This is a genomic window from Kitasatospora sp. NPDC057936 (assembly GCF_042887525.1).
In the GTDB taxonomy this organism is placed as follows: Bacteria; Actinomycetota; Actinomycetes; order Streptomycetales; family Streptomycetaceae; genus Kitasatospora.
This window is the reverse complement of sequence record NZ_JBHVPD010000028.1, coordinates 73093-95213: the sequence shown is the minus strand read 5'-3', so window position 1 is coordinate 95213 and position 22121 is coordinate 73093. Positions and strand designations below refer to the sequence as shown.

At 73.6% G+C, this 22121-nt stretch carries 16 protein-coding genes; 13 read left to right on the top strand and 3 right to left on the bottom strand.

Annotation, left to right across the window (positions count from 1 at the left end; all coding sequences use genetic code 11):
• Nucleotides 1–787: ATP-binding protein (locus ACFVU9_RS17330; RefSeq protein ID WP_387594083.1), on the bottom strand; the 787-nt coding region annotated here is incomplete at its 3' end.
• Between the two features lie 421 nt (nucleotides 788–1208).
• On the opposite strand from ACFVU9_RS17330, the gene ACFVU9_RS17325 reads away from it, so the two are divergent.
• The 13 genes from ACFVU9_RS17325 (at nucleotide 1209) to ACFVU9_RS17265 (ending at nucleotide 19526) form a co-directional block, all read left to right on the top strand.
• Nucleotides 1209–2594, top strand: a complete 1386-nt coding sequence (locus tag ACFVU9_RS17325; protein ID WP_380446394.1) for a glycosyltransferase — start codon at nucleotides 1209–1211, stop codon at nucleotides 2592–2594.
• Nucleotides 2595–2649: 55 nt separating this feature from the next.
• Complete coding sequence (locus ACFVU9_RS17320) at nucleotides 2650–3708, top strand: DegT/DnrJ/EryC1/StrS family aminotransferase (protein WP_387594081.1); 1059 nt, start codon at nucleotides 2650–2652, stop codon at nucleotides 3706–3708.
• Nucleotides 3709–3736: 28 nt separating this feature from the next.
• Complete coding sequence (locus ACFVU9_RS17315; RefSeq protein WP_387594079.1) at nucleotides 3737–4990, top strand: cytochrome P450; 1254 nt, start codon at nucleotides 3737–3739, stop codon at nucleotides 4988–4990.
• Nucleotides 4991–5027: 37 nt separating this feature from the next.
• Entirely contained in the window at nucleotides 5028–5222 is a 195-nt protein-coding gene (locus tag ACFVU9_RS17310) for a ferredoxin (protein WP_380446397.1), read from the top strand.
• Nucleotides 5223–5273: 51 nt separating this feature from the next.
• The gene (locus ACFVU9_RS17305; protein ID WP_387594077.1) at nucleotides 5274–6032 is read left to right on the top strand and encodes a thioesterase II family protein; all 759 of its coding nucleotides are present in this window, start codon (nucleotides 5274–5276) and stop codon (nucleotides 6030–6032) included.
• 29 nt (nucleotides 6033–6061) lie between these two features.
• The gene (gene pabB / locus ACFVU9_RS17300) at nucleotides 6062–8209 is read left to right on the top strand and encodes an aminodeoxychorismate synthase component I (RefSeq protein ID WP_387594075.1); all 2148 of its coding nucleotides are present in this window, start codon (nucleotides 6062–6064) and stop codon (nucleotides 8207–8209) included.
• 68 nt (nucleotides 8210–8277) lie between these two features.
• Nucleotides 8278–13698 carry a beta-ketoacyl synthase N-terminal-like domain-containing protein gene (locus tag ACFVU9_RS17295; protein ID WP_387594073.1) on the top strand — a complete coding sequence of 1807 codons (5421 nt, stop codon included), beginning with the start codon at nucleotides 8278–8280 and terminating at the stop codon, nucleotides 13696–13698.
• 60 nt (nucleotides 13699–13758) lie between these two features.
• Nucleotides 13759–14817 (top strand): ATP-binding cassette domain-containing protein, encoded by a 1059-nt coding sequence (locus tag ACFVU9_RS17290; RefSeq protein WP_387594071.1) that lies wholly within the window; start codon nucleotides 13759–13761, stop codon nucleotides 14815–14817.
• The gene (locus ACFVU9_RS17285) at nucleotides 14814–15662 is read left to right on the top strand and encodes an ABC transporter permease (protein WP_387594069.1); all 849 of its coding nucleotides are present in this window, start codon (nucleotides 14814–14816) and stop codon (nucleotides 15660–15662) included. The genes ACFVU9_RS17290 and ACFVU9_RS17285 overlap by 4 nt, the downstream gene beginning before the upstream one ends.
• Before the next feature lie 541 nt (nucleotides 15663–16203).
• Nucleotides 16204–16665, top strand: a complete 462-nt coding sequence (locus tag ACFVU9_RS17280) for a MarR family transcriptional regulator (RefSeq protein ID WP_387594067.1) — start codon at nucleotides 16204–16206, stop codon at nucleotides 16663–16665.
• Nucleotides 16666–16743: 78 nt separating this feature from the next.
• Entirely contained in the window at nucleotides 16744–17289 is a 546-nt protein-coding gene (locus ACFVU9_RS17275) for a YciI family protein (RefSeq protein WP_380491523.1), read from the top strand.
• 109 nt (nucleotides 17290–17398) lie between these two features.
• The gene (locus ACFVU9_RS17270; protein WP_387594065.1) at nucleotides 17399–17947 is read left to right on the top strand and encodes a hypothetical protein; all 549 of its coding nucleotides are present in this window, start codon (nucleotides 17399–17401) and stop codon (nucleotides 17945–17947) included.
• 91 nt (nucleotides 17948–18038) lie between these two features.
• The gene (locus ACFVU9_RS17265) at nucleotides 18039–19526 is read left to right on the top strand and encodes an SPFH domain-containing protein (protein WP_387594063.1); all 1488 of its coding nucleotides are present in this window, start codon (nucleotides 18039–18041) and stop codon (nucleotides 19524–19526) included.
• A 126-nt stretch (nucleotides 19527–19652) separates the two neighbouring features.
• Here ACFVU9_RS17265 and ACFVU9_RS17260 read toward each other — a convergent pair whose 3' ends face one another.
• Together ACFVU9_RS17260 and ACFVU9_RS17255 are read right to left on the bottom strand one after the other, a co-directional pair.
• Nucleotides 19653–20999, bottom strand: a complete 1347-nt coding sequence (locus ACFVU9_RS17260; protein ID WP_387594061.1) for an MFS transporter — start codon at nucleotides 20997–20999, stop codon at nucleotides 19653–19655.
• 199 nt (nucleotides 21000–21198) lie between these two features.
• Nucleotides 21199–22071: a N5-glutamine methyltransferase family protein gene (locus ACFVU9_RS17255; RefSeq protein ID WP_387594059.1), complete on the bottom strand. Its 873-nt coding sequence runs from the start codon at nucleotides 22069–22071 to the stop codon at nucleotides 21199–21201.
• Nucleotides 22072–22121: the final 50 nt, after the last annotated feature.

Sequence of the window (22121 nt, the reverse complement as noted above, 5' to 3'; positions counted from 1 at the left end):
GTCCGTGGCCGAGGGCGCCCAGTTCGTCGAGGACGTGGAGCGTGGTGCGCGGGTTGCCGCCGCACACCTCGGCGAGGCGGTCGACGAAGGCGGGTTCGACCGGGGCGGGCGACCACCGGCCGACGAGCCCGGCGACGGCGGCGCGGTCGAGCGGGGCGAGCGGCAGTGGGCTGACGAACGGGTCCGCGGTGAGGTCGAGCCAGGCCGCGGGGGCGGCCGGGCGGGCGCCGTCGCGGCGGGAGAGGGCGACGAGCAGCGGGAGTCCTGCCGAGCGCCGGAGCAGGAAGTCCAGCCAGCGCAGGGTGTGTTCGTCGCAGGCCTCGGCGTCGTCGAGGGCGAGGACGAGCGGACGGTCCGTCATGAGGCGGGCCGCGGCGCGGTAGAGGGCGTGGAAGACGGGGCAGGCCTCCGCGGGGTCGAAGGAGCGCGTGTGCCGCGGCCGGGGCAGGTGTGCGGCCAGTGCCGCGCCGCCCGATGCCTCGTCACCTGATGTCGCGTCCGGTGAGGTCGCGTCCGGTGTCACGCCGCTCTCGGCGAAGAGGGCGCGCAGGCCCGAGTAGCCCGTGCCGTCCGGCCGTTCGCCGTGCAGGACGAGCGCGCCGTGCCGGGTGGATTCCGCCCGCAGCTCCGCGAGCAGCCGGGTTTTCCCGATTCCGGCCGGGCCGGTGAGGACGACGCAGCCGGCGTTCCCGCGGCGGCCGGCCCCTGCGTGTCCGGAAAGCGTCGCCAGTTCACCTGCGCGACCGAGAATGTTCCCCTGGTCGGGAATTCCTGCCGTAGGCAGCACGGAACCTTCACCCCCCAAGCGCGGACGATTCCGCTATTCCGACACCACGCCCGGACCGCAGGACAATTGCGGTTGACAGGTGCAACAGTACCCCGGGTCATACGATCAAATATGTATGGGACCCGTCAAGAACAGCACGGGTGCCCGAACGATTTCCGGCCGTCGCGACCCCGCCGCGAGGCCGTCGCGCCGTCCGGGCCGGTGGCCGCCCTCCCCGTCGCGGCGCGCGGCCGGATCCCCCAAGGAATGTTGAACCTCCCGTTGGTTTGTCTTTACCGCCGGGCCGCGGTCCAAACCCGCGCACACCAGGACGATCGGCCCCGGCCCCGGGCCGGCCCCGTCCAGGACTAAGGAATTCCCGGCGCGGGGCGTGAGACCAAGGTGGGGTGCACCCCCAGCCGTCCCGCCCCGAGGGAGTCCGATGACCGCCCCGCAGCGTCCGATCCTGTTCGTCAGCCTGCCGGAGAGCGGACTGCTCAACCCGCTGCTGGTGCTGGCCGGTGAGCTGGCCCGCCGGGGCGTGCCGGACCTCTGGTTCGCCACCGACGAGCCCCGGCGCGCCGACGTGCTGGCCCTCGCCGACGGGTCGGCGGTGGAGTTCGCCTCGCTCGGCGAGGTCTTCTCCGAGCTGTCGGCCGTCAGCTGGAGCGACGAGGTCTACCGCGAGGTGACCCAGCCGGACCGCTTCCGCGCCCACCGGGCCGTCATCCACCAGTCCTACCGGCCCGATCTGCAGGCCGAGAAATACCGCCGGCTCGCGGCCGTGGTGGACAAGTGCAATCCGGCCCTGATGGTCATCGACTGCGTCAGCTCCTTCGCCGTCGACCTCGCCCTGACCCGGGGCATTCCGTTCGTGCTCAGCGTGCCGTTCCTGCCGAGCAATGTACTCACCTCGCACAGCCCATTCGGCAGCTCGTACACGCCCAAGGATTTCCCCGTCCCGCATTCCGGCCTGCCGTACCCGATGGGTTTCGGCCAGCGCCTGGCCAACCGGCTGTTCAAGCTGCGCACGCTCGCGCTCTTCTTCAACCCGGCCATGGGGAAGGTGCTTTCCGAGGACGCCCGGCTGCGCAAGGAACTCGGGCTTCCCAAGCCCAGCCCGATGACCCGGATCGACCGGGCCGAAATGGTGCTGTGCAATTCCGTGCGGGAGCTCGACTACCCGTTCGAGATGCCGGGGAAGGTCAAGCTGGTCGGGGCGATGGTGCCGCCGCTGCCGGAGTCCACGCGGGCCGCGGACGACACCGGAGTCATGGACTGGCTCGACGCGCAGTCCTCGGTGGTCTACATGGGCTTCGGCACCATCACCCGGCTGACCCGGCCCCAGGTGGCCGCGCTCGTCGAGGTGGCGCGCCGCCTGGACGGGCGCCACCAGGTGCTGTGGCGGCTGCCCGCCGAGCAGCAGCACCTGCTGCCGCCGAAGGAGCAACTCCCGGACAACCTGCGGATCGAGAGCTGGCTGCCGTCGCAGCTGGACGTGCTGGCCCACCCCAAGGTCGGGGTGTTCTTCACCCACGGCGGCGGCAACGGCTTCCACGAGGGCGTGTACTTCGGCAAGCCGCTGGTGGTGCGCCCGCTGTGGGTGGACTGCTACGACCAGGCCGTGCGCGGCCGGGACTTCGGGATCAGCCTGACCCTGGACCGGCCGCAGGACATCGACCCGGCCGACGTCGTCGACAAGCTCACCCGCGTCCTCGGCGACGGCTCCTTCCGCGAGCGCGCCGAGCGCATCGGCGCCCTGCAGCGCGCCGCCGGCGGCCGCACCACCGCGGCCGACCTGCTGCTCGCCCTGCCCGCCCTCGCCTGACCCTTCCCCCCCGGCGACACCCCCTTCGACCAACGCACCGAGCGAGGACCCTTTCATGCCCTTCACCATCCCCGTGTCCCGGCCCAGTCTGGACGGGCGCGAGCTGGAGTACGTCACGAGCACGATCGGCGACGGCTGGATCTCCTCCCAGGGCCCGTACGTCCGGCGCTTCGAGCGGGCCTTCGCCGACTACAACGGCTCCGCCCACGGCGTGGCCTGTTCCTCCGGCACCGCGGCGCTCACCCTGGCGCTGCGCGCCCTCGGCGTGGGCCCCGGCGACGAGGTGATCGTCCCCGAGTTCACGATGATCGCCACCGCCTGGGCCGTCACCTACACCGGCGCGACGCCGGTGTTCGTCGACTGCGCGGACGACCTGAACATCGACGTCGCGCGGATCGAGGAGAAGATCACCCCGCGCACCAAGGCGATCATGCCGGTGCACGTCTACGGCCGGCGCTGCGACATGGCGGCCGTCATGGACATCGCGCACCAGTACAACCTGCGCGTCGTCGAGGACTCGGCCGAGGCCCACGGCATCCGCCCCACCGGCGACATCGCGTGCTTCTCGCTGTTCGCCAACAAGATCATCACGGCCGGCGAGGGCGGCATCTGCCTCACCGACGACCCCCGCCTGGCCGCCCAGCTGGACCACCTGCGCGCCATGGCCTTCACCACCGACCACAGCTTCGTCCACAAGAAGCTCGCCTACAACTTCCGCATGACGGCCATGCAGGCCGCCGTCGCCCTCGCCCAGACCGAGCGCCTCGACGCGATCCTCGCCACCCGCCGCGAGATCGAGCAGCGCTACGACCAGGGCCTCAAGGACGTCCCCGGGATCACCCTCATGCCGCCCCGCGACGTGCTGTGGATGTACGACGTGCGGGCCGAACGCCGCGCCGAGCTGCGCGAGTTCCTCGCCGCCGAGGGGATCGAGACCCGGCTGTTCTTCCAGCCGATGAGCCGTCAGCCCGGCTACCTCGACCCGGCCTGGCCCGGCCTCAACGCGGCCCGCTTCGCCGCCGACGGCCTCTACCTGCCCACCTACACCGACCTGATCCCCGCCGACCAGGACCGCGTGATCGGCGCGGTCCGCGCGTTCTACGGCGCGTCCTGAACCGGCCCGCCGGAGGAGACCCGAACCCATGACGCCCGACACTGCGACACCCGGCACCGTGCCTCCCGACACCGTGCCCACCGACAACGTGACGTCCGGCGGCACGACGGGCGCCGAACCGCCGGTGGTCGACTTCCCGCTGCGCGTGCCCGGCGAGTCCTTCCCCCCGCCGCGCTACCAGGGCTACCGGGACCGCCAGGGCCTGGTGGTCTCCTACCTGCCGAACGGCCGCAAGGTCTGGCTGGTCACCCGGCACGAGGACGTGCGCTCCGTCCTCACCAACAAGAAGATCAGCTCCAACCCGGACCACCCCGGCTTCCCCAACGTCAGCGAGACGATGGGCGTGCCCCGCCAGGAGCAGATCCCGGGCTGGTTCGTCGGCCTCGACTCGCCCGAGCACGACCGCTTCCGCAAGGCGCTCATCCCGGAGTTCACCGTCCGGCGGGTACGGGAGCTGCGGCCGGCGGTCGAGCAGACCGTCGACCGGTGCATCGACGCGATGCTGGCGGCCGGCGGCGAGGCCGACCTGGTGGCCGACTTCGCGCTGCCCGTCCCCTCGCTCGTCATCTCCTCGCTGCTCGGCGTGCCGCCGGTGGACCGGGACTTCTTCGAGTCCCGCACCCGCACCCTGGTCGCGATCCAGGCCTCCACCGACCAGCAGCGCGACACCGCGTCGCGCGAACTGCTGCGCTACATCAACCGGTTGGTGGCGATCAAGCAGAAGTGGCCCGGCGACGACCTGATCAGCCGGCTGCTGGCCACCGGCGCGATCGAGCCCCACGAGATGTCCGGCGTGCTGATGCTCCTGCTCATCGCCGGGCACGAGACGACGGCCAACAACATCGCGCTCGGCGTGGTGACGCTCCTCCAGCATCCCGAGTGGATCGGCGACGACCGGGTGGTCGAGGAGACGCTGCGCTTCCACTCGGTGGCCGACCTGGTCTCGCTGCGGGTCGCGGTCGAGGACGTCGAGATCTCCGGGCAGCTGGTGCGGGCCGGCGAGGGAATCGTGCCGCTGGTGGCCGCCGCCAACCACGACGAGAAGGCCTTCTCCTGCCCGCACGCGTTCGACCCGGCCCGCACCGAGCGCCACCACGTCGCGTTCGGCTACGGCGTCCACCAGTGCCTGGGCCAGAACCTGGTCCGGATCGAGATGGAGATCGCCTACCGCCGGCTCTTCGAGCGCATCCCCGGCCTGCGCCTCGCGGTGCCCGTCGAGGACCTGCCGCTCAAGTACGACGGCGTGCTGTGCGGCCTGCACGCACTGCCCGTCCGCTGGTAGCACCCGTCCCGCCCGACCGTTTCAGGAGAAAACGTTCATGCGCATCACCGTCGACACCGACCGCTGCGTCGGCGCGGGCCAGTGCGTGCTCAACGCCCCGGCCGTGTTCGACCAGGACGACGACGGCGTGGTCGAGCTCCACGACCCCGCCGTGGCCCCCGAGGACCGCGACGCGGTCGACACCGCCGCCACGCTCTGCCCGTCCGGCGCCATCACCGTCCACCGGGGCTGATCCCCGCGAGGCCGGGCCCGTCCAGGGCCCGAAAAGAGAGGACCGACCCCCATGACCAGTCCCGGCACCGCGAGCACGCTGTGGCTGCGCCGCTTCCACCCGGGCGAGGGCCGCGCCGTGCGCCTGGTGTGCTTCCCGCACGCCGGCGGCTCCGCGAGCTTCTTCCACCCCGTCTCCGCGGCCCTGTCCGCCGAGGCCGAGGTGATCGCCCTGCAGTACCCCGGCCGGCAGGACCGCCGCCTGGAGCCCTGCATCGAGGACATCGCGACCCTCGCCGACCGGATCACCGAGGAACTGCTCACCCTGGACGACCGGCCCACCGTGTACTTCGGCCACAGCATGGGCGCCGTCCTCGCGTTCGAGACCGCGTGGCGCCTGGAGCACAAGGGCACCCACGCGCCCGGGGCGGTCATCGCCTCCGGCCGCCGCGCGCCGTCCACCACCCGCACCGAGACGGTGCACCGGCGGGACGACGACGGCGTCATCGCCGAGCTCAAACTGCTCAACGGCACCAACGCCCAACTGCTCGGGGACGAGGAGATCCTGCGGATGGCGATGCCGGCGATCCGCGCCGACTACCGCGCCATCGAGCGCTACACGTGCGGGACCGACCGCGTGCTCGGCTGCCCGGTCGTCGCCCTCACCGGCGACGCCGACCCGCGCACCACCATCGCCGAGGCCCGCGCCTGGCAGGCCCACACCGCCGGTGACTTCCGCCTCCAGGTCCTGCCCGGCGGCCACTTCTTCCTCGCCGACCAGCAGGCGGCGGTGCTCCGGGAGATCTCCGCCGAACTCGCCGCGCTCCGCTGACGGACCGCCGGCCCGGACAAGGACCCCTGATGCGCACACTCCTGGTCGACAACTACGACTCCTTCACCTACAACCTCTTCCACTACCTCGCCGAGGCCAACGGCCGCGATCCTGAGGTCATCAGCAACGACGACCCGGCGTTCCGGCCCGAACTGCTCGACGCGTTCGACAACGTCGTGCTCTCCCCGGGGCCCGGCACCCCGCACAACCCCGCGGACTTCGGCCACTGCGCCGGCATAGCCCGCGAGGGCCGGCTGCCCGTCCTCGGCGTCTGCCTCGGCCACCAGGGCCTCGCCCTCGCGCACGGCGCCACCGTGGGCCGGGCGCCCACGCCCCGGCACGGCCGTACGTCGGCCGTGCGGCACACCGGCACCGGGCTCTTCCACCACCTGCCGAACCCGCTGGAGGTCGTCCGCTACCACTCGCTCGCGGTCACCTCCCTGGCCCCCGCCCTCGAACCGATCGCGTGGGCCACCGACGACGGCGTGGTGATGGCGCTGCGCCACCGCGAACTCCCCATGTGGGGCGTGCAGTTCCACCCCGAGTCGATCGGCACAGAGGCGGGCAAGCGGCTGCTGTCCAACTTCCGTGACCTCACCGAGCAGCACGGACGCCGCCGCCGCACCGCCGCCGCACCGCGACCCTCCGCGTCACAAGCCTCCGCCACCGTGAGCGCCGCGCCCCGGCCGGCCGCGCGCCGGCTCGCGGTCCTGACCCGGCAGGTCGGGACCAGCTGGGACGCCGAGACCGTCTTCGACCGCGTGTTCCGCGGCGGCAGCCACCCGTTCTGGCTCGACAGCAGCCTGCCCGGCGGCCGCCTCGGGCACGTCTCCGCGATGGGCAACGCCGCCGGGCCGCTCGCCCGCGTCGCCACCGCCGACGTCCAGCGCGGCACCGTCACGGTCACCGCCGGCGAAACCGCGCAGGTGATCGAGGGCGAGTTCCTGGCCTGGCTCGACGACGACCTGCGCACCCTGGACGTCGACGTGCCCGAGCTGCCGTTCGACTTCGCGCTCGGCTGGGTCGGCTGCCTCGGCTACGAGCTCAAGGCCGAGTGCGGCGGCGACCGCGCCCACCGCTCGCCCGACCCGGACGCCGTCATGGTCTTCACCGACCGCGCCGTCGTCGTCGACCACCACACCGGCGCCGCCCACCTGCTCGCCCTCGCCGAGGACGGCCGGAACGACGCCGCCCTCGCCTGGCTGGACGAGACCGCCGCCCTGCTCACCGGGCCCGCCCCGCACACCGACCCGCCCGCGCACACCCCGCCCGGCGAGGACTCCCGGCTGCGGCTGCGCCACCCCCGCGACGCCTACCTCAAGCTCATCGACGCGTGCCAGGACGAGATCGCGGCCGGCGAGACCTACGAGGTCTGCCTCACCAACATGATCGACGCCCCCACCGACCTCGACCCCTGGCAGGCCTACCGCGCCCTGCGGCGGATCAGCCCGGCCCCGTTCGCCGCCTTCCTCTCCTTCGGCGACCTCGCCGTGCTCAGCTCCTCCCCCGAGCGCTTCCTGCGGATCGGCCCGGACGGCCTCATGGAGTCCAAGCCCATCAAGGGCACCCGGCCGCGCGGCGCCACCCGCGAGGAGGACGCCCTGCTCGTCGCCGACCTCGCCACCAGCGAGAAGGACCGGGCCGAGAACCTCATGGTCGTCGACCTCGTGCGGCACGACCTCGGGCGCTGCGCCCGGACCGGCTCCGTCGTCGCCGACCCGCTGTTCAACGTCGAGACGTACGCCACCGTGCACCAGCTCGTCAGCACCGTGCGGGCCCGGCTGCGCCCCGAGTGCAGCGCCGTCGACGGCGTCCGGTCGGCGTTCCCCGGCGGCTCGATGACGGGCACGCCCAAGCTGCGCACGATGCAGATCATCGACCGGCTGGAGAACGGGCCGCGCGGCATCTACTCGGGCGCGATCGGCTACTTCTCGCTCAGCGGCGCCGCCGACCTGAGCATCGTGATCCGCACCGCCGTGCTCAGCGGCGGGCGGCTGCGCTACGGGGTCGGCGGGGCGATCATCGCGCTGTCCGACGCCGAGGGCGAGTTCGACGAGACGGTGGTCAAGGCCCGGCCGCTGCTCGCGCTGCTGGACACCGCGCTCCCGCTGCAGAACCCGCCGGCCTCCGCCCGCCGGCGCCGGCCGTCCAGGGCCTTCCCGGCCGTCTCGGGCTGAGAGCCCCCTCCGCAATTCAGGCTGGGGACGGCCGCCGCAGCCGCCCAGCGACCCCGTCAGGAGCGAAGGTGTCCGTCCACAGCGATGACTACGCGATCGATCCGGCCGCCGGCTCCCCCGGGGCGCTGGGCGGCCACACCCTGCCCGCCGTGTTCGCGGCGGCGGTGCTCCGGGCGCCGGACGCCGTCGCCCTGGTCGACGGCGAGCGGGAGCTGACCTGGCGCCAGTGGGCCGACGAGGCCGCCGCGCTGGCCCGGGCGCTCCAGGAACTGGGCGTCGCGCCGGGCGACGTCGTCGCCGTCCAGCTGCCCAACTGCCGGGAGTACCAGACGGCGCACGTCGCCGTCGCCACCGCGGGCGCCGTCCTGCTGCCCGTGCACGCCGGGCACGGCGCCGCCGACGTGCGGGCGCTGCTGGCCCGGGTGGACCCGGTGGCCGTGCTGCTCCCGGCGGACGCGGCGGCTGCGGCGCCCGGCCTCCTGGCGGACGTACCCTCCCTGCGGGCGGTGCTGGTCGCGGGCGGCGAGGACCCGGCCGGGGGCGGCGAGGACCCGGCCGCGGCCGGCGTCCACGCGCTGGACCGGCTCACCGCCGCGTGGGCGGGCCACCCGCCGCACCCCGTGGAGGTGCGGCCCGAGGACCCGCTGGTCCTCATCCCGTCCTCCGGCACCACCTCGGCCCGGCCCAAGATCTGCGTGCACAGCCACGACGGACTGCTCTCCAACACCGCGTCCGTCGCCGAGGAGGGCGGCCCGGCCTTCGCCGAGGCGATCCTGACGGCCTGCCCGCTCACCCACCTCTTCGGCCTGCAGTCGCTGCACACCGCACTGTTCCGCGCCTGCCGGCAGGTGCTCCTGCGCGGCTGGGACCCGGAGCGCTTCCTCGCCCTCGCCCGCGCCACCGCGCCGAGCGCCGTCTTCGCCGTCCCCGCGCAACTCCACGACGTCGTCGCCTCCCTGGCCCGCAGCGGGCAGCCGGCCGGCTTCCGGCCGCACGAGGTGCGCACCGCCGGAGCGGCGATCCCCGCCGCGCTGGCCGCCGACGTCCGGGCGGTGCTCGGCGGCGAACTCGTCGTCGTCTGGGGCATGTCCGAACTCGGCACCGGCACCCGGACCTCCCCCACCGACCCGGTCGGCGCCGCCGTGCGCAGCGTCGGCCGGCCCACCAGCGGGGCGCGCGTACGGATCGTCGGCGAGGACGGGTGCGAACTGCCCCCGGGCGAGCCGGGCGACCTCCAGTACCGCAGTCCGAGCATGTTCCGCGGCTACTACCGCGAGCCCGAACTGACCGCCGCGGCCGTCACGCCGGACGGCTGGCTGCGCACGGGCGACCGGGCGAGCCTCGGGGCGGACGGACTGCTGCGCTTCCACGGGCGCGCGGCCGAGCTGATCAACGTCGGCGGGCGGAAGTTCGACGCGACCGAGGTCCAGGAGCTGCTGGCGGCGATGCCGGGCATCGGCCCGCTCGCCGTCGTCGGACGGGCGGACGCGCGGCTCGGCGAGATCCCGTGCCTGGTGCTCACCCGCGCGGCGGACCCGGCGATCGGGCTGCGGGCCGTGACCGGCTTCCTGCGGGAGCGCGAGGTCGCCGAGTACAAGATGCCGCTGGAACTGGTGACCGTCGACGACCTCCCGCGCACCCCGGCCGGGAAACTGCACCGGCGGTCACTGGAGGAGCTGGCGGCCGGGGAAACGGTCGTTCCACCACTGTCGATGGACTACCGCGACGCGCTGGACCTCGTGCGCTCGTGCGCGGCCGAGGTCATGGAGCGCGGCCCGGACGACGGACCGATCGGCGCCGACACGGCGTTCCGCGCCTACGGACTGGACTCGGTGCGCACCATCCGGCTGCGCAACCTGCTGGCGGAGGCGACCGGCCGTCCGCTGCCGGTGAGCCTCGGCTTCGACCACCCGACCCCGGCGGCCGTCGCCGCGTTGTTGTCGGGCGCGGTGCCGGACCGGTCGTCGGAGGAAGGTCCGGACGACGCCTCCTCCGATGAACCCATCGCCATCGTCGGCATGGCCTGCCGCCTGCCGGGCGGCGTCTCCTCCCCCGACGACCTCTGGGCGCTCGTCTCCGACGGCACCCACACCGACTCCCCGTTCCCCGCCGACCGCGGCTGGGACCTCGACGGCCTCTTCGACGACGACCCCGAGCACCCCGGGACGTCCTACGTCCGCCGGGGCGGGTTCCTGGACGGCGCAGGCCGGTTCGACGCCGCCTTCTTCGGCTTCTCCCCGCGCGAGGCCCTGGCCGCCGACCCGCAGCAGCGGCTGCTCCTGGAAACGGCCTGGGAGGCGCTGGAGCACGCCGGGATCGACCCGACCGGGCTGCGCGGCAGCCGCACCGGCGTCTTCACCGGGGCGATGTACCACGACTACGGTGCGGGCGCTCCGGCGGAGTTGGAGGGCCTGCTCGGGATCGGCACCGCCGGCAGCGCGCTGGCCGGGCGGATCTCGTACTGCTTCGGCCTGGAGGGCCCGGCACTCGCCGTCGACACCGCGTGCTCCTCCTCGCTCGTCGCCCTCCACCTCGCCTGCCGTTCGCTGCGGTCGGGCGAGTCCTCGCTCGCGCTGGCCGGCGGCGTGGCGGTGATGGCCACGCCGACGTCGTTCGTCGAGTTCTCGCGGTTGCGCGGCCTCGCCGCGGACGGCCGCTGCAAGTCCTTCTCCGACGACGCCGACGGCGCCGCGTGGGCCGAGGGCGCGGGCCTGCTGGTACTGGAGCGGCTGAGCGACGCGCGGCGCAACGGGCACCCGGTGCTCGCCGTCGTCCGCGGCTCGGCCGTCAACCAGGACGGCGCCTCGAACGGCATCACCGCGCCCAACGGGCCCGCCCAGCAGCGCGTGATCCGCCGCGCGCTCGCCGACGCGGGGCTCGCCCCCGGCGACATCGACGCCGTCGAGGCCCACGGCACCGGGACCTCGCTCGGCGACCCGATCGAGGCGCAGGCGCTGCTCGCCGTCCACGGGGGCGCGCGCCCGGCGGACCGGCCGCTGTGGCTCGGGTCCGTCAAGTCGAACATCGGGCACGCCCAGGCGGCGGCCGGGGTGGCCGGCGTGATCAAGACGGTGCAGGCGCTGCGGCACGGCCTGCTGCCGCGGACCCTGCACGTCACCGAGCCGACCACCCGTGTGGACTGGTCCTCCGGCGCCGTCCGGCTGCTGACCGAGGCGCAGCCGTGGCCCCGGAAGGACGGGCGGGCGCGGCGGGCGGGGGTGTCGTCGTTCGGGATCAGCGGAACGAACGCGCACGTGGTGCTGGAGGAGGCACCGGCCGCGGGCGCCGGAGACGGGCCGACGGGGTCCTCCGACCACGGGGAGGCGACCGCGCGGCGCACGGACGCCGGGCACACGGTGCTGCAAGACGCGCCCGCGGCGGGCTCCGGAGACGGGCCGACGCGGCCCACCGACCACGCGGACGCAGCCACGCGGCACACCGACGCCGGGCACACGGCCCTGCAAGACGCGCCCGCGGCGGGCTCCGGAGACGGGCCGACGCGGCCCACCGACCACGCGGACGCAGCCACGCGGCACACCGACGCCGGACGGGCCGAGGCCGGGACCGTGCTGCCCGGGGCTTCCGAGCGCGCCGACGACCGTCCGGTGCCGCTGGTGCTCTCCGCCCGCAGCGAGCCCGCCCTGCGGGCCCAGGCCGGGCGGCTGGCCGAGCACGTCGCCGCCCACCCCTCGTACGCTCTGCCGGACCTCGCCCACGCGCTGGCCACCACCCGGGCCGTCCACGGTCACCGGGCGCTGCTGGCCGCCGCCGACCGTACCGGACTCGTCGACGCGCTGCGGCGGTTCGCCTCCGGGGAGCCCTCGCCGGTCGCCCCGGCCACCGGTCGGCGCGACGGCGGCGGGCGGCTCGCCTTCGTCTTCGCCGGGCAGGGCAGCCAGCGACCCGGGATGGGGCGCGAACTCGCCGCCGCTTTCCCGGAGTTCGCGGCCGCCCTGGACGAGGTGTGCGGCGTCCTGGATCCGCTGCTGGAACGGCCGCTGCGCTCCGTCCTGTGGGACCGTTCCGACGGGCTCCTCGACCGGACGGAGTTCGCGCAGCCCGCACTGTTCGCCCACGAGGTCGCGCTCCACCGCCTGCTGGGGTCCTGGGGCGTGCGGCCCGACCTGCTGGCCGGGCACTCGGTCGGCGAGATCGCCGCCGCGCACGTCGCCGGGGTGCTGTCACTGGCGGACGCGTGCACGCTGGTCGCCGCCCGGGGGCGGCTCATGCAGGCCCTCCCGGCCGGTGGCACGATGCTCGCCGTCCGGGCGGCGGAGGACGAAGTAGTGCCGCTGCTGGGCGAGTTCGTCTCGCTCGCGGCCGTCAACGGGCCGTCGTCCGTCGTCGTCTCGGGCACCGAGGACGCGGTCGCGGCGATCGAGGCGCACTTCGCCGACCGGCGGACGACGCGGCTGCGCGTCTCGCACGCCTTCCACTCCCCGCTGCTGGAGCCGATGCTGGCCGAATTCCGCGGTGTGCTGGAGGGGTTGTCCTTCGCCGCACCCGCCGTGCCGCTCGTCTCCGGCGTGACCGGCCGCCCACTGACCGCCGACGAGGCCCGCGACCCCGGCCACTGGGTGCGGCAGGCCAGGGAGCCGGTCCGCTTCCGGGACGCCGTCGCCCGGCTGGGCGCGGAGCGCGTCGACGCCTACCTCGAACTCGGGCCCGCCGCCGCACTCGCCCCCATGCTCGGCGAGTGCCTCGCCGCCGCGGAGGCCGGAGCGTCGGCCGCCGTCATCGCCACCGGCTCGGCCGACCAGGGGGACGGGACGCGCGCCCTGCTCGACGCCGCCGGACGCCTCCACCTGCACGGCGTGCCGGTGGACTGGGACGCCGTCCTGCCCGGCGCCCGGCCGGTGCCGCTGCCGACGTACCCGTTCCAGCGGCAAACGTACTGGCTCGCGGCCGCCGCTCCGACGCCGCCGGGCGTAGCCGTCGCCGACGCACCGCTGCTCGACGCGCCGCTGTTCGACGCGCCGCTGTCCGACGACCGGCTCGCGACGGCGAGCCCCGAGGAGCGTGACGCCCTCCTCCTCAAGCTCGTCCTCGCCGAGACCGCCGCCGTGCTCGGGCGCGGCGCCGACGACCTCGACGCCACCCACGCGTTCTCCGACCTCGGCGTCAACTCCGTCAACGCGATCGAGCTGCGCGAACGCATCGCCGCCGCCACCGGCACCGCCCTCCCCGCGACCCTCGTCTTCGACCACCCCTCCCCGGCCGCCGTCGTCCGTGCCCTCGGCGCCCTCCGCGCCGCCCGCGCCCGGCCCGACCGGGGCGCCGAACCGGAGCCCAGCGCGGCCGACCTGGTCGACCGGCTCGCCGCGCTGTTCGCCGCCGGCACCACCCCCGACCCGGCCACCGCCACCCGCCTGCGCGACCTCGCCCGGCGCTGCGCCGTGCCCGCCGGGCCGACCCACCCCGGTCCCGGGCCCGACCTCGACGCGGCCACCGACGAGGAGCTCTTCCGCCTGATGGACGCCGTCGACTGACGTGCCCCGACTGACGAGCCCCGACCGCCCGTCCCACCACCGCCCAACGGAGAACCGGCCATGACTTCCCCGCCCACCCCGGCCGACGACGACCTCGTGATCGAGGCGGTCGACGTCGGCATGACCTTCGGTACCGTCCGCGCGCTCGACTCGGTCAGCCTCGCCGTCCCCCGCGGCAGCGTGCTCGCCCTGCTCGGCCACAACGGCGCCGGCAAGACCACCCTCGTCGGCGTCCTCACCACCGCCCTCGCACCCACCACCGGCCGGGCCAGCGTCGCCGGGTTCGACGTCTCCCGCCGCCCCGCCGAGGTCCGCCGCCGGATCGGCCTCACCGGCCAGTACGCGACCGTCGACGGGCGGCTCAGCGGGCGCGACAACCTCCTCCTGCTCGCCGGGCTGCTCGGCGCCGGACGCCGCGCCGGACGCGCCCGCGCCGACGAGCTCCTCGACCTGTTCGACCTCGGCCACGTCGCCGACCGGCCCGCCCGCGGCTACTCCGGCGGCCTGCGCCGGCGCCTCGACCTCGCCGCGAGCCTGGTCGGCCGGCCCGAGGTGGTGTTCCTCGACGAACCCACCACCGGGCTCGACCCGGTGAGCCGGCTCGGGCTCTGGGAGATCGTCGAAGGCCTCGTCGCCGAGGGCACCACCGTCCTGCTCACCACCCAGTACCTCGACGAGGCCGACAGGCTCGCCGACGCCATCACCGTGCTCTCCGGCGGGAGCGTCGTCGCCCACGGCACCCCGGCGGAACTCAAGGCCCGGGTCGGCCGGCGGACCGTCACCGTCGTCCTCGACGGGCCTGCCGGGGGCAACTCCGGAAACGACCCCGGGAGCGACGCCGGCCGCGACTTCGAGCGGGCCGCCGACGCGCTGCGCCGGGCCGGGCTCGCCCCGGTCACCGGGCGCGAGGGCGCCGCCCTCGTCGTCCCCATCGAAGCCACCCGCGACATCGCCGCCGTCGTCCGGGCGCTCGACGGGGTCGGGATCGAGGCCGCCGAGCTCACGTTCGGCGAACCCGGCCTCGACGACGTCTACCTCGCCCTGGCCCACCACCCCGACAGCCTCGACCGCCTCGACCGCCTCGACCGGCTCGTCAGCCCGGAAGGACCCAAGCGGTGACCACCACTCTCGACACCGGCCGACCGCCCCGCACCCCGACGGCCACCGCGCCCGCCTGGCGCGGCAGTTCGCGGCTCACCCAGGTCCGCATCCTCACCGGCCGGTCGCTGCGCGCGCTCGTGACCGACCCGGCGGTCCTGCTCTTCGGCCTGCTCCAGCCCGTCATCACGCTCGTGGTGCTCTCCCAGGTGTTCAGCCGCATGGGGCTCCCCCCGCACTTCCCGCCGGACGTCACCTACCTGGACTTCGTCCTGCCCGCCGTCCTCGTCGACAACGCGGTGCAGTCCGCCGTCCAGTCCGGGGTCGGCCTCGTCGAGGACCTCCAGAACGGCATCGTCGCCCGCCTGCGCTGCCTGCCCGTCGCCCCGAGCTCGCTGCTCGTCGCGCGCAGCCTCACCACGCTCGTGCGCGCCGCCGTCCAGGCCGTGATCATCCTGGCGCTCGGCACCCTCGTCCTCGGCTACCACCCGCGCGGCGGGGCCGGCGCGGTCGCCGCCTCGATCGGGCTGACGCTGTTCATGAGCTGGGCGCTCGGCTGGCTGTTCATCGCGGCGGCGGCCTGGCTGCGCCGCGCCGAGCCGATCCAGAACCTCGCGATCATCGCCGTGCTCCCCCTGATGTTCGCCTCCAGCGCCTACGTCCCGACCGCCGACCTCCCGGACTGGCTCGCCGCCGTCGCCCACGTCAACCCCCTGACGTACGCCATCGATTCGACGCGCGCCCTCGCCCTCGGCCTCCCGGGGACGGGCACGGCGGTGCCGGCCCTGCTGCTCGGCACCGCCGTGGCGGCGCTCGGCGCATGGCTGGCGGTGACGGGCTTCCGCAGGCCACTCACCCCACGCTGAGCAGCGCAGCCGGTGCGCAGGAAGTCGAAATAGCCGACTTCCTGCGCACCGGCATTCCGTGATCCGGCGACACCAACCCCGCCACTCCGCGCCACCCCGACCCGAGCACACTCATAGGAAGTCGACCCGCCCGACTTCCCACGCACCGGCACTTCGTGATCCGGCGACAGCAGACGGGCTTGGGCGGAGCAGGACACGAACGTCAAAGCGCGGTTGCGGCGGCCGCTTCCCGCAGAGCGAAAGCCGCACGTTGGGCGATCGGGTCGCCATGCTCGAAGGCCGCCGTTTCGACCTCCCGCTCAGCAAGCCGACGCAGTGACCGGATCGCTCGGACGCGGTCGGTGTCGAAGGCGCCCGGCATGGTCCGGCCGATGGCCGAGCCGGTGTGGCCCCGTGCCAGTGCGTCAGCACGATTCGCCGCGGTCGCCGTCCACCAGCACCTCCTCGATCCGCGCCGCGCAGCCCGTCGGTGCCGGGTACCTCGTGGCGGCCGTGCCACGCCCTTGACCTCAACCGCGCTTGAGGTCCTAGCTTGGCGATCATGACGACCGCAAACACCCCGAAGAACGGCACCACCGCCCTCGGCCAACGGCCCATCGCCCTGGTCGCCTGGGGCGCCACCGAGGCGATCCTGCGACACTCGCAGGCGGCCCTCGCACGCATCGACGTGACCCAGCCCCAGTGGTGGGCGCTCAACAACATCGTCCGGGCCGAGCAGGGCCTCGCCAGGGAGGAGATCCGCGCCGTGGCCGTGCCCTACGGCATGGGCCCCGAGGTGATCGTCCACGCCGTGGACGCCCTCGTGCACAGGGGCTGGCTCGGCATCGGCACGGACGACCGGCTGACCCTCACGGAACAGGGCCGTGAGGGCCTGACGACGGCGAAGGAACACATGAACCGGGTGCGGACGGATTTCCTCGGCGACATCACGGAGGCGGAGTACGCGGCTGCGGTCGCCGTGCTCCAGCGCATCACCGACAACCTGGCCCAGGAGCCGTTGTAGCAGTACTGGGCCCAGCGCCGTGCGCAGGAAGTCCACCGGGCCGACTTCCTGCGCACCCGCATGCGGGACCATACGGTCATGGAATTCCTCTGCTACCACCGCGACCGGACCGGTTCCCTGCCGCTGCGCCACGAACTGCTGGAAGACCACTGGTCCTACATGGACCGGTTCGCGGAGGAGATGATCGCCCGCGGCCCGACCCTCGACGACGACGGCGCGCCGACCGGCAGCCTGCACATCGTCGACCTGCCCGGCCCCGCCGCCGCCCGTGCGTTCGCCTTCGAGGAGCCGGGCTACCAGGCCGGCGTCTACCGGGACGTGCTGCTGCGGCGGTGGCGCAACCTGCTGGGCCGCACCATGTGGGACTTCCCGGGCGGCCGGACCGGCGGCAACCGGTACCTGGTGCTCGGCCTCGGCACGGGCGAGGCGGCCGACCTCGCCGTCCCGGCCGACCGGGACGAGCTGATCGCCTACGGGCCGCTGCTGTCCGACGACGGAGCCACCTGGCTCGGCACGGCGGCGCTGCTCCGCGCGCCGGACCGGGAGACGGCACGCGCCGTCCTGACCCCGGACCGGTACGCCCACATCGAGGTGCACGCCTGGCAGTTCGGCGGGCGGCGCTGACGACCCCGGGTGCTCGCCGACTACGAGCTGCACGGGGACCCGCTTGCGCGGGTCGGTCTCCGGTGGTTCTAGAACGCTTTCGCGCGGCGACGCGCCTGCACGGCCCGTCTTGATCAGCCACCTGAATCTCCAGACCACCCGCGGCTACGTCGCCGTGTTCGACGAGGACGTCGTGCGCCACTACATGGCCTACCTCGCCGAGCGGCGCGAGGTCAGGCCCTCCGAGGAGTACCGCGAGGCCACGACCGCCGAGTGGGAGGAGTTCGAGGAGCACTTCGACAAGCGCAAGGTCGAGCTCGGCTCCTGCGCCCGTCCCTATGGCACCCCCTGCCAGCACGAACACGCCTGCATCCGTTGCCCGATGCTCAACGTCAACCCCAAGATGCTCGGCCGGCTGAACGAGCTCGAAACCGACCTCCTCACCCGCCGCGAACGCGCGGAGGCCGAAGGCTGGTTCGGGGAGATCGAAGGTCTGGACCTCACCTTGCGCTCCTCCGCTCGATTAGGGACGAAACGGAGCGATTCACTCGCAGGCCCGTCATCGACCTCGGCATTCCCGCGCCACGAACAACCCCATCCCCACCGAAGACAGTTTGAATGCCGACATAGCCACGTTCGCCGCAAAGCGCTTTGCCCACTGGTCAGTTCATGTTCGTGAAGACAATCACATCATGGGGTAGATCTGGAAGACTGCTGCCCGGCGCGAGCTGGCGTCAGGGCAGGGAACCTGGAGGAGGGGGAGAGCCGCTGTGGAGCCGGTCCTCATCGTTCTGATCATCTTGGTGGCACTCGTCATCAGGACGTTGTTCAAAACGGTTTACATCGTTCGGGAGGCCAGCGCCGCCATCGTGGAGCGCTTTGGGCGCTACACCCGCACGCTAGACCCCGGTCTGAACTTCGTCATCCCGATCATCGACAAAGTTCGCTTCCGGGTCGACCTGCGTGAACAGGTCATGGCGGTTCCGCAGCAGCAGGTGGTCACGCAGGACAATCGACGCGTCGACATCGACATCTTTGTCTCCTACCAGGTGTCCGATGCAAGGGCCGCCACCTACGGCGTGACCAGCTACGTCCAGGCAATCGAGCAGCTCACGGTCGCCACGATGCGCCGCACCATCGACGGCATGGACCTCGAACGGGCCTTGAACTCCCGAGAGGAGATCACCATGGACCTGCTCGCTGCGCTTGATCGGGACACCGCCCGCTGGGGTATCCGGGTCCACCGAGTCGAGTGCAAGATGGGCGCACTGCCTACGCTCATCCAGGATCCGACACCGCAGCAGGCTCACGCTGACCGGTACAGGGGTCCCGTCGCCCCGACACATGGTGATGGGGTGGCGCCTGGTACGCCGCAATCGCTCGTGCGGTCGGGCATCGCCCCCGGGCACCGTCCGCTGCGGCAGGATGATCCTCGCCGTATCGGCCGCTACCGGCTGACGGCGGTACTGGGGCAAGGCGGAATGGGCACGGTCTACCTCGGCCAGTCGCCGGGGCAGCGCCTGGTCGCGGTAAAGGTCATCCGGCGGGAGCTCTCCGAGGATACGACCTTCCGGAAACGCTTCGCCCGCGAGATCGAAGCCGCAGGCCTCGTCGGTGGGTTCCACACCGCGTCAGTGGTCGACGCCGATCCCCACGGCGACCCGCCCTGGCTGGCCACCGAGTACATCCCCGGCCCATCACTGCACGAGGTCCTCAGCCAGCAAGGGGCCCTGCCCCCGAGGACCCTGCACACCCTCGCTGTCGGCGTCGCCGAAGCGCTTGAGCGCATCCACGCCCGCGGCATTGTCCACCGCGACCTCAAGCCAAGCAACGTCATCATCTCCAGCTCGGGACCCCGCATCATCGACTTCGGCATCGCTCGCGCCCTCGACAGCATCGGACTCACCAGTACCAACTATGTCCTCGGCACGCAGGGGTTCCTCGCTCCGGAACAGCTCACAGGCGCGCCGATCACACATGCCACGGATCTCTACGCCTTCGGCATGGTGTTGTGCCATGCCGCAGGAGCCGCGCCGCTCCCGGACGGCGAATCCCTGGAATCTGCTCTCAGCTTGTTACCCTCTCGGTTTGTCGGTGTCATCACCCGGTGCCTCGACCACGATCCCAGCCGCCGTCCGACTGCGACCGACGTACTCGAACTGCTATCCCGAAGCGACCAGTCGACAGGCGATTGGTTGCCGCTCCCAGTGCGCACGATGGTTGACCTGTACAACCCTCTTACCATCGCAGCACCTTGAAGCCCCCGCGCGTTCGATGGTGATCAATCTGCGGATTCGCCCTCCCAGTGGGCTCTGATCCGGTAGACCGCCTTGCGCGGCGCGAGTGCACCTGACGGACACCGTGTTGCATCGGAACCCAGGTGATCACCGGTGAGAGAACATTCGCCGCCGAACCGGCCCGCCGCATCGCTTGATTGAGTGAAGTGCAGAGAAGCGCCCCACGTCGTAACTGTGGCGCTGCTGCTCGGCGTCAGGGCCTTCCGTCGGCTCCCCGCCGATCGGGGCCGGGAGCGCGGAGCGGCGGCGGCCGCGCAGCCCGGTCGCGGCGGACAGGACGACGGGGGCCGCGGCCAGGGCGAAGCACACGGGCAGGGGCAGCCGCCCCACCAGCAGCCCGGCGCCGGCCGTCGCCGACGACGAGCCGGCGTTGAGGGCCGTGTTCACCCATGCGCCCGCCTTGGTGCGCGCGCCCGGGCGGGCGCACTCGTCGGCGATCAGATACGCCGTCGTGACGGCCGGGGCCACGAAGAGCCCGCCCAGTGCCGCACCGACGATGAGCACGTAGGGGTGGGGCGACAGACCGGTCGCCGCCAGGACGAGCCCCAGCGCGACCGCGAGCACCGACAGCCGGAGCCTGCTGGAGCTGCGCCACGGGACGGCGCCGTAGACGAGACCGCCGACGGCACTGCCCGCCGACAGCGCCGCCAGGACCCACGGCACCGCGTCCGGGACGTGCCGTGCGTCGGCGACCGCGATCACCAGGAGGTCCAGGGCTCCCAGGGCCACGCCCACGCCCGCCGCGACGGCGATCGCCTGCCCCGGCCCGGGACGGCCGCCCGGCCGGCCGGGCGTTCCGCCGTCCTCGGTCTTCCCCGCAGCGGCCCAGCCGCCGGCCGCCGGGGAGGTGGCCAGCGCGAGTGCTCCCGTCAACGCGAGGGCGGCGCTCACCGCGAGACCCACCGACGGCACGGCCACCTTCACCAGCACACCCACCAGCAGGGGTCCGGTGACGAACAGGAGCTCCTCGGCCACCCCGTCCAGGCTGTACGCGCGCTGCAGCAACCCCCGATCAGGGACGAGGGCGCTCCACAACGACCGCATCACCGGACCGAGCGGCGGTGTGGCGGCCCCGGCGGCGCCGGCGAGGACGCCCAGCACGACCGCCGACGCGCCCGACCACGCAGTCGCCAGCGCCAGCGCGGTCAACAGCGCCGCGTAGCCGGCGGCCATGACCGGCAGCACGCGGCGCGGTCCGTACCGGTCCACCAGGGCAGCGCGGGCTGGAGAGAGAAAGACACTGGTGAGGCCGAACACGGCCATGACGCCGCCGGCCGCGGCGTAGGAGTCGGTGGCCCGTCGGACCGCCAGGACCAGTGCGAGAGAGACCATTCCGTACGAAAGGCGGCCCAGCAGCGCCGCGCCGAACGTGCGGCGGGCGTAGGGGATCCGCAGCACGGCCGCGTACGACCGTGCCGTGAGAGGCGAAGACATGAACGTGTTCCTCGGGAATGCGCGAAGACGTGTGCGTGGGCAGCAAAAGGCCGCGCCCGGACGGGACGCAGCGACGGCGGCTTCTACGCACAGAGGAGGAACATGCCTGCGAACGTATCAGATCTTGCAGCCGAAAGAGACCGGGGCGCCTCCCGCACTGTGCGCGCACGGTGCGGGAGGGGCCCGGCCGTTGGCGTTCTCAGGCCTCGGTCCGGACGGCCGAGGAGTACAGCGGCCAGCCGTCCTGGTCCGGGCGGCACGTCACCTCGGCGAAGCGGCCGGACTCCCGCAGCAGCGCCGGCACCGTCGCGCCGTGCAGGTGCCCGTGCTCGACGACCAGCGCGCCGCCCGGCCGCAGCATCCCGGCCGCCGCCTCCACCACCTGCCGCACGACCCGCAGGCCGTCGGCGCCGCCGAACACGGCCTGGCGGGGCTGGTAGCGGCCGAATTCGTCCGGCACGTCGGCCGTGTCCGGCATGAACGGCGGGTTCGCGAGCACCAGGTCGGCCCCGGCCGCCAGGCCGGTGAGCGCGCCCGCCCGGTCCGCCGGGCCCTCGTGGACGGTCACCCCGGTGTCCCCGAGCGCGGCCCGACGGGCCGCGTTGCGGCGGGCGAAGTCCGCGGCGACCGGATCGAACTCGACCGCGTGCACCCGGGCGTCCGGCCGCGCGTGGGCGAGGGCCAGCCCGATCGCGCCGGAGCCGGCGCACAGGTCGACCACCGTCGGCGCCTGCGTCTCCGCGACGGCCTCCAGGCCCGCCGCGAGGACGAGCTCGCTGTGCACCCGCGGCACGAACACCCCCGGCCCGACGAGGAGTTCCAGCCCCCCGAACACGGCCCGCCCGGTCAGGTGGCCGAGCGGCACGCCGTCGGCTCTCCGGCCGACCAGGTCCCGCAACCGCCGCACCGATCTCCCGTCGAGCTCCCGCCGCGGATCCAGCCCGCCCGGCTCCACCCCGAGCACCCGCGCGGCCAGCTCCTCCGCCTCCCGCCGCGCGTCCGGCCCCACCGCGCCCTTCTCAAGTATCAGCACGGCCTCGTCGAGCAGATCCCCGAGCATCGTCGTCCCCATCCGTAGCCTCCAGGCCCCACCGCACGGCACCCACCGCCGCACGCTACCGC